Here is a 12,552-nt window from a genome sequence, read left to right as displayed (position 1 = left end):
TTGGGTGAGCAAACCCGACCGAACCCTCCCAAGATCACGCCACTTCGGCGATGACCTCCACCTCGACCGGCGCGCCCAGCGGCAGCTCGGACACGCCGACCGCGCTGCGGGCGTGCCGCCCCTGCTCCCCCAGCACCTCGCCGAACAGGTTCGACGCGCCGTTGACCACGGCCGGCTGGCCGGTGAAGCCCGGTGCCGACGCCACGAAACCGGTCACCTTGACGATCTTCACGAGCCGGCCCAGGCCGACCAGCGACTCGATCGCGGCCAGCGCGTTCAGCGCGCAGATCTGAGCGAGTCCGGTCGCCTCCTCGGCGGTCACCTCGGCGCCCACCTTGCCGGTCTGCGGCAGCTTGCCGTCGACCATCGGGAGCTGGCCGGAGACGTAGACGTAGTTGCCGGACTGGACGGCCGGCACGTAGGACGCCAGCGGCGGCACCACGCTCGGCAGGGTCAGCCCCAGCTCGGCCAGCTTCGCGTAGGCGTCGACGCCGCCCTCGCCGGCGATCGGCGTGGTCACGACTTCGCCCGCTTCATGTAGGCGATCAAATTGTCCGGGTTGGGCCCCGGCACGACCTGGACCAGCTCCCAGCCGTCCTCGCCCCAGTTGTCGAGGATCTGCTTGGTCGCGTGTACCAGCAGGGGCACGGTCACGTACTCCCACTTCTGCATGGCTCGGACACTCCTTCGTCGGGTACCGGCACAGCTTAGGACTCGTTGTTCCGGCTGGTTGGTTAGGCTGAGGCGGAAAGAGCACGGAAAGTACACACGCCAACGCGGAGGGTGACGTGACGCAGCCCGGCCATCCCGATCCGCCGCCGCCCGAGCCCGAGCCGCCGGCGCCGATCCCGCCGCCCGACCCGATCCCGCTCCCGGAGCCGCCACATCGGGGCCGGCACGCCCTCCCCGAGCCCGCCGAGACGGGGGAGGACCCGGCGCCGACGGCGCTGATCCCCGAGGTGCCCGCGCCGGCGCCGGCGCACGCGGAACCCGCCCCGGCGGCGCCGGCGCACGCGCAGACCGCTCCGATGACGCCGGGGGAGCCCGCTCTGGCGGCGACCATGGAGCATCCGGCGGTCGAGGGCTGGCACCAGCCGCCGCCGCGGGGCCCGTGGCACGCCCGGCACGAGAAACCCGGCGAGTGGCAGTACCCGCCGCCCGAGCACCTGGCCTGGGAGCACTCGCCGCCCGCCGAGGCGCAGGCGCCGGAGCCGATCTGGGTCGGCCAGCCCGGTGGCCACGCTTCGCCCCGCTCGCACGGCCCGGCCAGCCGCCGCTCCTCGCTCTTCGTCTCGCTCGCGCTGGTCGCCACGGTCGCGCTCTGCGGCGGTGGGGCGGTCTCGGCGTACCTGCTCCTCCGCGACTCCGACAACCCTGGTTCGCCGGACCCGGCCACCGCGGTGAACCGCTTCCTCATCGCGGTCTACACCCAGCAGGACGCCGCCGCCGCCGAGGACCTGGTGTGCAGCAAGTCCCGGGACGAGACCAAGCTCACCGACCGGGTGCGGCAGATCCGCGACTACGCCGACGGGTACCCCGGCGCCGTGTTCCGCTGGGACGATCCGGCGGTGACCAGCAGCGACGACGGCCAGGCCGAGGTCGGGGTACGGGTGGTGATGTCCACCGAGGACGAGAAGAGCGCCGCCCAGGACCTCCGGTTCATCGTCGTGCGCAAGAGCGGCTGGCTGGTCTGCGAAGTCTCCGGCTGAGCCGGTTTTCCCGGACGCCGTAACGTGGACGACATGGGCGAGCATCACGGGAACTGGCCGGAGCGACTGCACATCGTGACCGGCAAGGGCGGCACCGGGAAGACCAGCGTCGCCGCCGCGCTGGCCCTGGGCCTGGCCGCCGGCGGCCGGCGCACGCTGCTGGTCGAGGTGGAGGGCCGGCAGGGCATCGCCCAGCTGTTCGGGGTGGACCCGCTGCCCTACACGGAGCGCCGGATCACCACCACCACCGGTGGCGGTGAGGTGCGCGCCCTCCCGGTCGATCCCGAGGAGGCCCTCCTGGAGTACCTGGACATGTTCTACAAGCTCGGCGCGGCTGGCCGGGCGCTACGCAAGGTGGGCGCCATCGACTTCGCCACCACGATCGCCCCCGGCCTGCGCGACGTGCTGCTCACCGGCAAGGTCAAGGAGGCCACCACGCGCTCCGCGGACGGCCGCCGGGTGTACGACGCGGTGGTGCTGGACGCCCCGCCCACCGGCCGGATCGGCCGCTTCCTGAACGTCACGGCGGAGACCGCCCGGCTCGCCAAGATGGGCCCGATCAAGACCCAGAGCGACGGGGTGTCCTCGCTGCTGCGCTCGCCGATCACCGCGGTGCACGTGGTTACGCTGCTGGAGGAGATGCCGGTGCAGGAGACCCTGGACGCCGTCGACGAGCTGACCGGCCTGGGCATCCGGATCGGGCGGATCGTCGTGAACGGCGCCCGGCCACCGCTGCTGGCCGGCGGGAAGGTGACCAAGGCGGAGATCAAGCGCGGCCTGGTCGCCGCGGGTCTGCCGGCCGCCCCGGCCACGGTCAGCCGGCTGGCCGCCGAGGCGCAGGCCCACCTGACCCGCCGGGAGCTGGAGGAGTCGCTCCGGCACGAGCTGGCCGAGCGTGGCCGGCCGATGATCGAGCTGCCGCTGCTGCCGGACGGTGTCGACCGTGCCGGGCTGGATGTCCTCGCCGACCGCCTGCTGGCGGTTTGACCCGGATGCTCCCGGCAGGACAGCTCAGAGTGTTTGACCACCGCGCGTCCGATCAAGACGCATTACCCTGGAGTAGTGGTTGATGTGACCGCTGCACGGCTCGACGTCGACGGTCTGCTCGCGGACCCCGCCATCCGGATCGTGGTGTGCTGCGGTTCCGGCGGCGTCGGCAAGACCACCACAGCCGCGGCCCTCGGGCTGCGCGCCGCCGAGGTGCACGGCCGCCGCACGGTGGTGCTCACCATCGACCCGGCCCGCCGGCTGGCCCAGTCAATGGGCCTGACCGAGCTGGACAACACTCCCCGGCAGGTCAAGGGCATCGAGGCCGGCGAGTCCGGCGGCGAGCTGCACGCCATGATGCTGGACATGAAGCGCACCTTCGACGAGGTGGTGGAGCAGCACACCAGGCCGGAGCGCGCCGCGGAGATCTTCGCGAACCCCTTCTACCAGGCTATGAGCTCGACCTTCGCCGGCACCCAGGAGTACATGGCGATGGAGAAGCTGGGCCAGTTGCGGGCCGGCGACGAGTGGGACCTGATCGTGGTGGACACCCCGCCGTCGCGGTCCGCGCTGGACTTCCTGGACGCGCCGGCCCGGCTCTCCCGGTTCCTCGACGGCCGGATGCTGCGGATGCTGCTGGCTCCCGCGCGCGGCGGGCGCAGCATGTTCAGCCTGGTCACCGCGTCATTCGGGATCTTCTCCCGGGCGGTGCAGAAGATTCTCGGCGCGCAGCTGTTGACCGACCTGTCGGGCTTCGTGGCGGCGCTGGACTCGATGTTCGGCGGCTTCCGGCAGCGCGCCGACCAGACGTATCGGATCCTGCAGGACCCGCAGACCGCGTTCCTGCTGGTCGCGGCGCCGGAGCGGGACGCGATCCGGGAGGCCGCCTACTTCGCCGAGCGGTTGGTCGCGGAGCGGATGCCGCTCAGCGGTCTGGTGCTGAACCGGATGCACCAGACCGAGCCGGCCGGCCTGCCGGCCGCGGAGAGCCAGGCCGCCGCGGAACGGCTGGCCGCCGCCGGCGAGCTGCCGATCGTGGCGGACGTGCTGCGCATCCACGCCGGCCTGCTCCGGCAGACCGAGCGGGAGCTGCGCGTCGCGGCCGGCTTCACCGAGGCGTTCCCCCAGGTGCCGACGACCGCGGTCGCGGCGCAGCCCGCCGACGTGCACGACGTCGACGGGCTGCGGACGATCGGCGCCTTGCTCGCCTGATCAGCGGGTGGAGACCAGCACCTTGTCGGCGCCCTTCTCCTTCAGTGCGGCCTCGAACATCTTCCGCCAGCTCGCCACGTGTGGGTGGCGGCGCAGCAGGGCACGTCGCTCCCGTTCCGTCATGCCTCCCCAGACGCCGAACTCGATCCGGTTGTCCAGGGCGTCGGCGAGGCATTCGTAGCGCACCGGGCAGCTGCGGCAGATTCTTTTCGCCACGTTCTGCTCGGCGCCCTGCACGAACAGCGCGTCAGGGTCGCCACTCTGACACGCCGCCATGCTGGGCCAGTCGCTGATCATCCCCATTGGTAAACGTCCCCCCTTGCTTTCACCCCCGAACGCCTGTCGCGGCAGCCCATGTCCCCCAAGGCCGCGCAGACGTCATGCGAGATGTCTCGCCGGACCATCATGCTCTGTAGTTGGGTGATTACGCAACGTTGTCCCTCAAATACGTATAGCCCGGTAGTTCCGGGCAAAGCGGCCGAGGCACCGGGGCCGAACGGGGGTATCTTTGGTGCAGATGTGGGAAATCGCACCGACGACCCGGGTGACAGCTCACACTCATAACGGGCGAAGGGCACCCGCTCGGCGGGCGGTCGCGTGCACTGTTCGCGTATCCTGCCTCGGGTGACCTCCTGGATGCGCAGACGCGATCACAACATCTTCACGAACGCGACATCACTGCTTGTCTGTGGCCTGCTGGCCGGCGTGGTGGTGGCCGCGGCCGCCTTCCCCGCAGCAGCGATGTCCGGTCTCGCCGCCAAGGCGGGCGGCCAGGGTTTCGCGAGTCTGCCCAGTGAGCTCAAGGACTTCAGTTCCCCGCAGATCACCCGGGTCTACGCCGCCGACGGGCGCACCCTGCTCTCGCAGTTCTACGACGAGTTCCGCAGCGATGTCCCGCTCAAGGACATCTCCAAGAACATGCAGGCCGCGATCATCGCGGCCGAGGACCGCAAGTTCTACGAACACAACGGCGTCGACCTCAAGGGTGTGGCCCGTGCGTTCGTGAGCAACAACCAGGGTGGCGCGCAACAGGGTGCCTCGACGCTCACCATGCAGTACGTGCGGATGTCCCTGGCCTATTCGGCCACCAACCCGCAGGAGGTGGTCGACGCGACGAAGGACACCCCGAAGCGCAAGGTCACCGAGATGAAGTACGCGCTGCAGGTGGAGAAGCAGCTCACCAAGGACCAGATCCTGGAGCGCTACCTGAACATCGCGCCCTTCGGCAATCAGGCCTACGGCATCTACGCGGCCAGCCAGGTCTACTTCAACAAGAAGCCGAAGGACCTGGACATCGCCGAGGCCGCGATGCTCGCCGGCATGGTGAAGGCCCCGTCCAGCTTCAACCCGACGGTGAAGTCGGGCCACGACCAGATCCTGGCGCGGCGCGACAACTACATCATCCCGGGCATGGTGGCGATGGGCGCGATCACCCAGGCCGACGCCGACAAGGCGAAGAAGGAGAAGATCCCCACCAAGGTCAAGCCGATCGGCAACGGCTGCGTCTCGGTCGCCAAGAACAGCTGGGGCTTCTTCTGCGATTACTTCTACCGCTGGTGGATGAGCCAGGAGGCCTTCGGCGCCACGACGTACGACCGGGAGCGGCGGCTCAAGAGCGGCGGCTACAAGGTGGTCACCTCGCTCGACCTGAAGGGGCAGGCCTCGGCCCGCGCCGAGATCATCGAGCGGCAGAAGGACGACAGCCGCAACGCGGTGCTGCTGGCCGGCATCGAGCCGGGCAGCGGCAAGGTCCGGCTGCTCGCCGCGAACCGTAAGTACGCGCTGGACGACCCGACCCACCCCACCAACAAGCTCTCGCCGGACCCGAAGAAGCGGGCGAAGAAGATCCGGGGCTCCTTCCCGAAGACCACCAACCCGCTGATCACCGGCGGTGGGGACATCACCGGTTACCAGGCCGGCTCGGTGTTCAAGATGTTCACCCTGGTGGCCGCCCTGGAGAAGGGCATCCCGCTGAGCTACCCGATCAACGCGCCCGCGGTGTTCCACTCGAAGTACAAGGCCGGCTACGGCACACCGTCGTCCTGCCCCAACTCGGACGACTGGTGCCCGCGCAACGCGAGCGCCAAGGAGGCCGGCGTCTTCAACATGTGGACCGGTTTCGGCAAGTCGGTGAACACCTTCTTCGTGCCGCTGGAGCAGAAGGTCGGCGCGGATAACGTGGTCGCGGTGGCCAAGCGGTTCGGCATCCAGTTCCGCACGCAGACCGACCTCGACAACGCCAAGAACGCGGCCAGCTGGGGCGCCTTCACCCTCGGCGTGATGGACTCCACCCCGCTGGAGATGGCGAACGCGTACGCCACGCTGGCCGGTGACGGGAAGTACTGCGAGCCGACCCCGATCGAGCAGATCACCACCAAGGACGGCGAGAAGATCGACGTCGGCAAGCCGCACTGCATCCAGGCCACCACCAAGGACGTCGCCCGGGCGGCTCTGGACGCGGCCCGGTGCCCGGTCGGCGACTCGTCCCAGCTGGGCAGCTGCAAGGGTGCCAACACCGCGGGCAACACCCGGGGCATCGTCGGCCACCCGGTCTTCGGTAAGACCGGCACCACCGACAACAGCAAGACCGCCTCGCTGATCGTCGGCACCACGTCGCTGGTGGTCGCCGGTTACATGGCGAATCCGGACTGGCAGAACCACACCGACCAGATGTCGCACCCGATCATCAACGCGGCGGTGCAGTACACGCTCAAGGACTACATGAAGGGCAAGCCCAAGACGCAGTTCAAGACGCCGACGAACGACAAGATCTCGATCGGCGACCTGCGCAGCGTGCCGGATGTGACCTGTGACTCGATGGCGTCCGCCGAGGACAAGATCAGCGGCGCCGGTTTCGAGCCGGTGACCGGCCCGACCGTCGACTCGGACTGCCCGGCCGGCACCGCTGCCGGCACCTCGGAGGAGCGCACCATCAAGGGCGGTGCGGTGACCATCGAGGTCAGCAAGGGCAAGAAGGACAAGGAACCGAAGCCGGGCAACACCCCCGCCGGGCGGTAACACCAGCGGCACGGAAACGGGCGGGAGATCACGATCTCCCGCCCGTTTTCTTTTTTCTCCGGCGCGGCGCGACCCCCGCCGTACCGGATCAATCGTCTTCTGATCTCAGCTCAGCCGGCGGCGCACCTCGGCGGCGACCCGGCCGCCCTCCGCACGTCCCGCCACCGCGGCCTGGGCCGCCTTCATGGCCGGGCCCATCTGCGCCTTGCCGGAGAAGCCGCCGGCCGCCAGCGCCTGGCCGACGATCTCCGCGATCTCCGCGTCGGTGAGCTGCTTGGGCAGGTAGCGGTCGAGGACCTCGCCCTCGGCCGTCTCCTTCGCCGCCTGGTCGGCACGGCCCGCACCGGTGAACGCGGTGGCCGCCTCCCGGCGCTTCTTCGCCTCCCTGGTCAGCACCGCCAGCACCTCGTCGTCCGCCAGCTCCCGGGCCTCGTCGCCGGCCACCTCGGCGTTGCGCACCGCGGACAGGGCCATCCGCAGCGTCGAGGTGGTCAGCTCGTCCCGGGCCTTCATGGCGGCGTGCAGGTCATCGTTCAGGCGGTCTTTCAGCGTTCCCATGCACGAGAAACTACCCTTGCCGTCATGCGTAAGCGCTCCCTTATTTCCGCCGCCGCCGCGCTGACCGCCCTCGGCGGTGCGACCTTCGCCTATGCCTCCCTGATCGAGCGGAACCTGTTCACGCTCCGGCGCTTCGACGTCCCGGTGCTGGATCCGGACGCGGAGCCGCTGCGCATCCTGCACGTGTCCGATCTGCACATGATGCCGGACCAACGGCGCAAGCAGGAGTGGGTGGCCGGGCTGATCGGCACCGACCCGGACCTGGTGGTGGTCACCGGCGACAACCTCTCCTCGCCGTACGGGGTGCCCGGTGTGCTGCGCGCCCTGGAACCGCTGCTCGACGTGCCGGGGGCGTTCGTGTTCGGCAGCAACGACTACCGCGGGCCGTTGTGGAAGAACCCGTTGCACTACCTGCTGCCGGAGCGGGAGTACGTGCAGGGTGTGGAGCTGCCCACGGAGGATCTGCGGGTGGCGCTGACCGACGCCGGGTGGGCCGACCTGAACAACGCCCGCACCGTGCTCAAGGCCGGCGGCCGGTCGATCGAGCTGGTCGGCGTCGACGACCCGCACGTCGAGCGGGACGACTATCCGGCGGTGGCCGGGCCGATCAGCCCCGGCGCCGACCTGCATCTCGGGGTGACCCACACGCCGGCCTCGCGGGTTCTGGAGCCGATGGCGGCGGACGGCTTCGAGCTGCTGCTGGCCGGACACACGCACGGTGGGCAGGTCTGCGTGCCGGGGTACGGGGCGCTGACCACCAACTGCGACCTGCCCACCCGGATGGCCAAGGGCCTGCACCGGTGGCCCGGGTCGGACTCCTGGCTGCACGTGTCCGCCGGCCTGGGGACGCATCCCACAGCGCCGATCCGCTTCTCGTGCCGGCCGGAAGCCTCGATCCTGACCCTGATCCCGCGCTGATCCGCACCCCGGGACCCCTGCTGAACTGCGAGAATGCGGTTGGGGGGTCCCGGATTTCGGGGGTGCGCCGGTGTCCGCTAGTATTTATCTCGCAGCAACGGGGTGTGGCGCAGCTTGGTAGCGCGCTTCGTTCGGGACGAAGAGGCCGTGGGTTCAAATCCCGCCACCCCGACCACGTTGCAGTCAGGCCCGGCATCCGGAAACGGAAGCCGGGCCTGATGCCTTTCCAGGACGTTCTCTCCCGCGCGCCGTTCCGCGCAACCCGAGCCGGACCTGAGGCCTTTACCGGACCTTTCTTTCCCGCGCGCCGTGTTCCTCGCAGCGCGAGCCGGGCCGGATCCCTCTACCTGATCTTCTTTCCCGCGCCCTGTTCGTCCCAGCGCGAGCCGGGCCGGATCCCTTTATCTGACCTTCTTTCCCACGCGCCGCTTGTCGCGGCTGATCAGAAAAGGTCATTGAACGCTCTCAACGGCCGCGGGAGCCATCGTGGACCTGATCCGCGGGCGGGGGTCACCCGGCGCGACAAATCACGGGGACCGCCATCTGACGACGGTGAGCGGTTCCGCCGTGGACTCAGACCGCGAAACCGGGGCGGACCGGCACCCCCACCACCGCCGGTCCGACCGGCCGGGGCGACATCTGCTGTGGAACCGCATAGGGCCCGAGCATCGTCTCCACCACCGGCGCTATGGTCTGCCGCTCGCCGAGCTGCATCAATCGCGTGGCCCGCGCCAGGGAGCCGGTCTCCCCGTCACGGAAACCTTCCCGATAGCCGCGCTCATAACGCTCTCCCCGCCCGAAGGCCCGGCCGAGCGCGAAGCACGACGATCCGGCGAAGGCTAGCAGGAAGAGAATGGCGAAGGGTGTCACAAGCGATGTTCCTTCCGGGCACAAGCCGCTAATTAGGCGAAAACTACCCCAAACAGACATAGAATGCCGTATTGCGGAGATCAAGCACGCCATCGGGTGACGACCGGGGTGGTCGCGCGCCGCCGGAGGCGGGCCTGACAAGCTGGGTCCTTGTGACTGACTCCATCGACCTCGCCCGGCAGGTCCGTTCCGTGAGCCGCCTGACCGGCGAATTCACGCTGCGTTCCGGCCGGATCGCCAACGAATACTTCGACAAGTACCAGTTCGAGGCGGACCCCGAACTGCTCGACCGGTTGGCCGAGCGGCTCGCCGTGCTGATCCCGGAGGGCACCGAGGTGCTGGCCGGCCTGGAGATGGGCGGCATCGCGGTGGTCACCGCGCTGGCCCGGCACGCCAAGCTGCCCACCGCGTTCGTCCGCAAGGAGGCGAAGAAGTACGGCACCGCCCGCCTCGCCGAGGGCGCCGAGGTGGCCGGCCGGCGCGTGCTGGTCGTCGAGGACGTGGTGACCTCCGGCGGCCAGGTGGTGATCTCCACGGGCGAGCTGCGCAAGCTGGGCGCGCACGTGGACCACGCGCTCTGCGTGATCGACCGCCAGGAGGGTGGCGCGCAGGCCCTGGCCAACGAGGGCATCACCCTCCGCGCCTTGCTCACCCGCGCCGACCTGGACGCCGCCGCTTCCTGACGAGAACCGGTCCGATGTGGCGCGCTCAGCCGCGCCGCATCGGCCGCACTTCCACCGCGGGAAGAACCGGACCCGCACCGCACCGCCGCGCCGCCACCAGAGGAAGAACCGGACCCGCACCGCATCGCCGCACTGCCACCGCGGGAGAAACCCGGATGATCATGGCCGGGTGGCGACCGTCACGGCTCGCCGGGCACAGCCGGCGCGGTCATCTGCCGAGTTCGGCGGCGAGCAACTCGGCGCACTGCACCGTGTTCAGCGCGGCGCCCTTGCGCATGTTGTCGCCGGTGACGAAGAAGTCCAGCGCCCGCGGGTCGTCCATGGCCCGGCGGATCCGGCCCACCCAGGACGGGTCGGTGCCGACCGCGTCGACAGGCATCGGGAATTCCCCGGCCTCCGGGTCGTCCACCAGGATCACGCCCGGGGCGTTGCGCAGCGCCTCCCGGGCCCCGTCCGCGGTCACCTCGGACGCGAACACCGCGTGCACCGCCACCGAATGTCCGGTGACCACCGGCACCCGCACGCAGGTCGAGGAGACCTTGAGCACCGCCAGCCCGAGGATCTTCCGGCTCTCGTCGCGGAGTTTCAGCTCCTCCGAGGACCAGCCGAGCGGCGCCAGCTGCCCGGCCCAGGGCACCACGTTGAGCGCCAGCGGCGCCGGGAACGGGCCCAGGTCGTCGCCGACCGCCTGCCGCACGTTGCCTGGTCGTGAGCCGAGCAGCCGGTCGCCGGCCACCTTGGTCAACTGGTCGTGCAGGGTGTCCACGCCGATCTGACCGACCCCGGAGGCCGCCTGGTACGACGCCAGGACCAGCTCACGCAGGCCGTACTCGAAATGCAGCGGGGCGACCGCCATGATCATGGCGGCGACCGTGCAGTTCGCGCTGGAGACGATGCCGCGCGGCCGGTACGCGATCGCCTCGCGGTTGACCTCGGGCACCACCAGCGGGACGTCCGGCTCCATCCGGAAAACCGTGGAGTTGTCCACCACGACGGCGCCCCGGGACACCGCTATCGGTGCCCAGTGCGCCGCCACGTCGTCGGGCACGTCGAACATCGCCACGTCCACGCCGTCGAACGCCTCGGCGGTCAGCGGCCGCACCGGCAGGGACTCGCCGCGGCAGGTCAACGACTTGCCGGCGGAGCGGGCCGAGGCGATCAGCCGGATCTCGCCCCAGACGTCCCGCCGGGACGAGAGCAGATCGAGCATGACGGTCCCGACGGAACCGGTGGCTCCGACGACGGCGAGCGTGGGCCGCGCCATCGATCGGCTTACCGGCCGGTACCGCCGTAGACGACGGCCTCCTCGGAACCACCCAGCTCGAACTGGGCGTGCACGGCACGGACGGCGGTGTCGAGGTCGGTGTCCCGGCAGACGACCGAGACCCGGATCTCCGACGTGGAGATCATCTCGATGTTGACGCCGGCCTCACCGATGCAGGCGAAGAAGGAGGCCGCGACACCGGGGTGCGAGCGCATGCCCGCGCCGATCAGCGAGACCTTGCCGACGTGGTCGTCGAAGAGCAGGCTCTTGAACTTGACCTGGTCCTTGATCTTGTCGAGCGCGTTCATCGCGGTCGGGCCGTCGGCCTTCGGCAGGGTGAACGAGATGTCGGTGCGGCCGGTGCCCTCGGTCGACACGTTCTGCACGATCATGTCGATGTTGATCTCGGCGGACGCGACGGTCTCGAAGATCCGGCCGGCCGCGCCCGGCTCGTCGGGCACCCCGACAATCGTGATCTTGGCCTCGCTGCGGTCGTGCGCGACCCCGGTGATCAGTGCTTGCTCCACGTCAGGGTCCTCCATCGAGCCGGTGACGAGCGTGCCTTCTTTGTTCGAGTACGAAGAGCGTACGTGGATCGGCACCTTGAAGCGGCGCGCGTACTCCACGCATCGCAACATCAGCACCTTCGCCCCGCCGGCCGCCAGCTCCAGCATCTCCTCGTAGGTGATCTTCTTGATGTGACGGGCGTCCGGGACGATCCGGGGGTCGGCGGTGAACACCCCGTCCACGTCGGTGTAGATCTCGCAGACGTCGGCGTGCAACGCCGCGGCGAGCGCCACCGCGGTGGTGTCCGAGCCGCCACGCCCCAGTGTGGTGATGTCCTTGGTGTCCTGCGACACGCCCTGGAAGCCGGCGACGATGGCGATCGCGCCCTCGTCCAGCGCGGTCCGCAGGCGGCCGGGGGTGACGTCGATGATCCGGGCCTTGCCGTGCGTCGAGGTGGTCAGCACGCCCGCTTGGGAGCCGGTATAGGAGCGGGCTTCGTACCCCAGGTTGTGGATCGCCATGGCGAGCAGCGCCATCGAGATCCGCTCGCCGGAGGTCAGCAGCATGTCGAGTTCACGACCCGGCGGCAGCGGGCTGACCTGGTTGGCCAGATCCATCAGCTCGTCCGTGGTGTCGCCCATCGCCGAGACGACCACGACCACGTCGTCGCCGGCCTTGCGGGCGGCCACGATGCGCTCGGCCACGCGCTTGATGCGCTCGGCGTTCGCCACCGACGACCCACCGTACTTCTGCACCACAAGAGCCACGGCCAACCAATCCTTTCAGGGCAATCGCCACCACCCTAGCCGCGCGAGGTCAAGACCTC

At 69.8% G+C, this 12,552-nt stretch carries 13 protein-coding genes and 1 tRNA gene; 7 read left to right on the top strand and 7 right to left on the bottom strand.

Annotated features, from left to right (window positions below; all coding sequences use genetic code 11):
- Nucleotides 1-34 precede the first annotated feature (34 nt).
- Nucleotides 35-520, bottom strand: coding sequence for a RidA family protein (locus Asi03nite_RS26220; RefSeq protein ID WP_203683122.1), 486 nt, complete (start codon nucleotides 518-520; stop codon nucleotides 35-37).
- Nucleotides 517-672: a Sp36 family protein gene (sp36, locus tag Asi03nite_RS26215; protein ID WP_203683121.1), complete on the bottom strand. Its 156-nt coding sequence runs from the start codon at nucleotides 670-672 to the stop codon at nucleotides 517-519. Before sp36 ends, Asi03nite_RS26220 begins: the two co-directional genes overlap by 4 nt.
- Nucleotides 673-788: 116 nt before the next feature.
- Between sp36 and Asi03nite_RS26210 the strand changes: the two genes are divergently transcribed.
- The 3 genes from Asi03nite_RS26210 (at nucleotide 789) to bagB (ending at nucleotide 3,908) form a co-directional block, all read left to right on the top strand.
- Nucleotides 789-1,709 carry an Rv0361 family membrane protein gene (locus Asi03nite_RS26210; RefSeq protein WP_203683120.1) on the top strand — a complete coding sequence of 307 codons (921 nt, stop codon included), beginning with the start codon at nucleotides 789-791 and terminating at the stop codon, nucleotides 1,707-1,709.
- A 33-nt stretch (nucleotides 1,710-1,742) separates the two neighbouring features.
- Complete coding sequence (bagA, locus tag Asi03nite_RS26205) at nucleotides 1,743-2,696, top strand: ATPase BagA (protein ID WP_203683119.1); 954 nt, start codon at nucleotides 1,743-1,745, stop codon at nucleotides 2,694-2,696.
- 75 nt (nucleotides 2,697-2,771) lie between these two features.
- Entirely contained in the window at nucleotides 2,772-3,908 is a 1,137-nt protein-coding gene (gene bagB, locus Asi03nite_RS26200; RefSeq protein ID WP_373872166.1) for an ArsA family ATPase, read from the top strand.
- Here bagB and Asi03nite_RS26195 read toward each other — a convergent pair whose 3' ends face one another.
- Nucleotides 3,909-4,211, bottom strand: coding sequence for a WhiB family transcriptional regulator (locus tag Asi03nite_RS26195; RefSeq protein ID WP_014695048.1), 303 nt, complete (start codon nucleotides 4,209-4,211; stop codon nucleotides 3,909-3,911).
- 333 nt (nucleotides 4,212-4,544) lie between these two features.
- Here Asi03nite_RS26195 and Asi03nite_RS26190 point away from each other — a divergent pair, with 333 nt between their 5' ends.
- On the top strand, nucleotides 4,545-6,926 hold the full coding sequence (locus Asi03nite_RS26190) for a transglycosylase domain-containing protein (protein ID WP_203683173.1): 2,382 nt from the start codon (nucleotides 4,545-4,547) through the stop codon (nucleotides 6,924-6,926).
- 105 nt (nucleotides 6,927-7,031) lie between these two features.
- Here Asi03nite_RS26190 and Asi03nite_RS26185 read toward each other — a convergent pair whose 3' ends face one another.
- Nucleotides 7,032-7,484: a GatB/YqeY domain-containing protein gene (locus tag Asi03nite_RS26185; protein WP_203683118.1), complete on the bottom strand. Its 453-nt coding sequence runs from the start codon at nucleotides 7,482-7,484 to the stop codon at nucleotides 7,032-7,034.
- Between the two features lie 24 nt (nucleotides 7,485-7,508).
- On the opposite strand from Asi03nite_RS26185, the gene Asi03nite_RS26180 reads away from it, so the two are divergent.
- Nucleotides 7,509-8,402, top strand: coding sequence for a metallophosphoesterase (locus Asi03nite_RS26180; RefSeq protein WP_203683117.1), 894 nt, complete (start codon nucleotides 7,509-7,511; stop codon nucleotides 8,400-8,402).
- 98 nt (nucleotides 8,403-8,500) lie between these two features.
- Nucleotides 8,501-8,577 (top strand) — tRNA-Pro (locus Asi03nite_RS26175).
- Nucleotides 8,578-8,975: 398 nt separating this feature from the next.
- Here the strand turns inward: Asi03nite_RS26175 and Asi03nite_RS26170 are convergent.
- Nucleotides 8,976-9,272 (bottom strand): hypothetical protein, encoded by a 297-nt coding sequence (locus Asi03nite_RS26170; protein ID WP_203683116.1) that lies wholly within the window; start codon nucleotides 9,270-9,272, stop codon nucleotides 8,976-8,978.
- A gap of 152 nt (nucleotides 9,273-9,424) precedes the next feature.
- Here Asi03nite_RS26170 and pyrE point away from each other — a divergent pair, with 152 nt between their 5' ends.
- A complete protein-coding gene (gene pyrE / locus Asi03nite_RS26165) occupies nucleotides 9,425-9,955 on the top strand; it encodes an orotate phosphoribosyltransferase (RefSeq protein WP_203683115.1) in 531 nt (176 codons plus the stop codon).
- Between the two features lie 208 nt (nucleotides 9,956-10,163).
- On the opposite strand, the gene Asi03nite_RS26160 is transcribed toward pyrE, so the two are convergent.
- Together Asi03nite_RS26160 and Asi03nite_RS26155 are read right to left on the bottom strand one after the other, a co-directional pair.
- Nucleotides 10,164-11,219, bottom strand: a complete 1,056-nt coding sequence (locus Asi03nite_RS26160) for an aspartate-semialdehyde dehydrogenase (protein WP_203683114.1) — start codon at nucleotides 11,217-11,219, stop codon at nucleotides 10,164-10,166.
- Between the two features lie 8 nt (nucleotides 11,220-11,227).
- A complete protein-coding gene (locus Asi03nite_RS26155) occupies nucleotides 11,228-12,493 on the bottom strand; it encodes an aspartate kinase (protein WP_203683113.1) in 1,266 nt (421 codons plus the stop codon).
- Between the last annotated feature and the right edge of the window lie 59 nt (nucleotides 12,494-12,552).

Origin of the sequence: Actinoplanes siamensis, assembly GCF_016862395.1 — a bacterium.
GTDB lineage: Bacteria > Actinomycetota > Actinomycetes > Mycobacteriales > Micromonosporaceae > Actinoplanes > Actinoplanes siamensis.
Note: the sequence above shows the minus strand (reverse complement) of the source record. Positions and strands in the feature narration are given on the sequence as shown.

What these genes read in the sequence shown, in the direction of transcription:
- sp36 (WP_203683121.1), bottom strand. Translation starts at nt 672, where the DNA reads ATGCAGAAGTGGGAGTACGTGACCGTGCCCCTGCTGGTACACGCGACC.
- bagA (WP_203683119.1), top strand. Translation starts at nt 1,743, where the DNA reads ATGGGCGAGCATCACGGGAACTGGCCGGAGCGACTGCACATCGTGACC.
- Asi03nite_RS26195 (WP_014695048.1), bottom strand. Translation starts at nt 4,211, where the DNA reads ATGGGGATGATCAGCGACTGGCCCAGCATGGCGGCGTGTCAGAGTGGC.
- Asi03nite_RS26190 (WP_203683173.1), top strand. Translation starts at nt 4,545, where the DNA reads ATGCGCAGACGCGATCACAACATCTTCACGAACGCGACATCACTGCTT.
- Asi03nite_RS26185 (WP_203683118.1), bottom strand. Translation starts at nt 7,484, where the DNA reads ATGGGAACGCTGAAAGACCGCCTGAACGATGACCTGCACGCCGCCATG.
- Asi03nite_RS26180 (WP_203683117.1), top strand. Translation starts at nt 7,509, where the DNA reads ATGCGTAAGCGCTCCCTTATTTCCGCCGCCGCCGCGCTGACCGCCCTC.
- Asi03nite_RS26160 (WP_203683114.1), bottom strand. Translation starts at nt 11,219, where the DNA reads ATGGCGCGGCCCACGCTCGCCGTCGTCGGAGCCACCGGTTCCGTCGGG.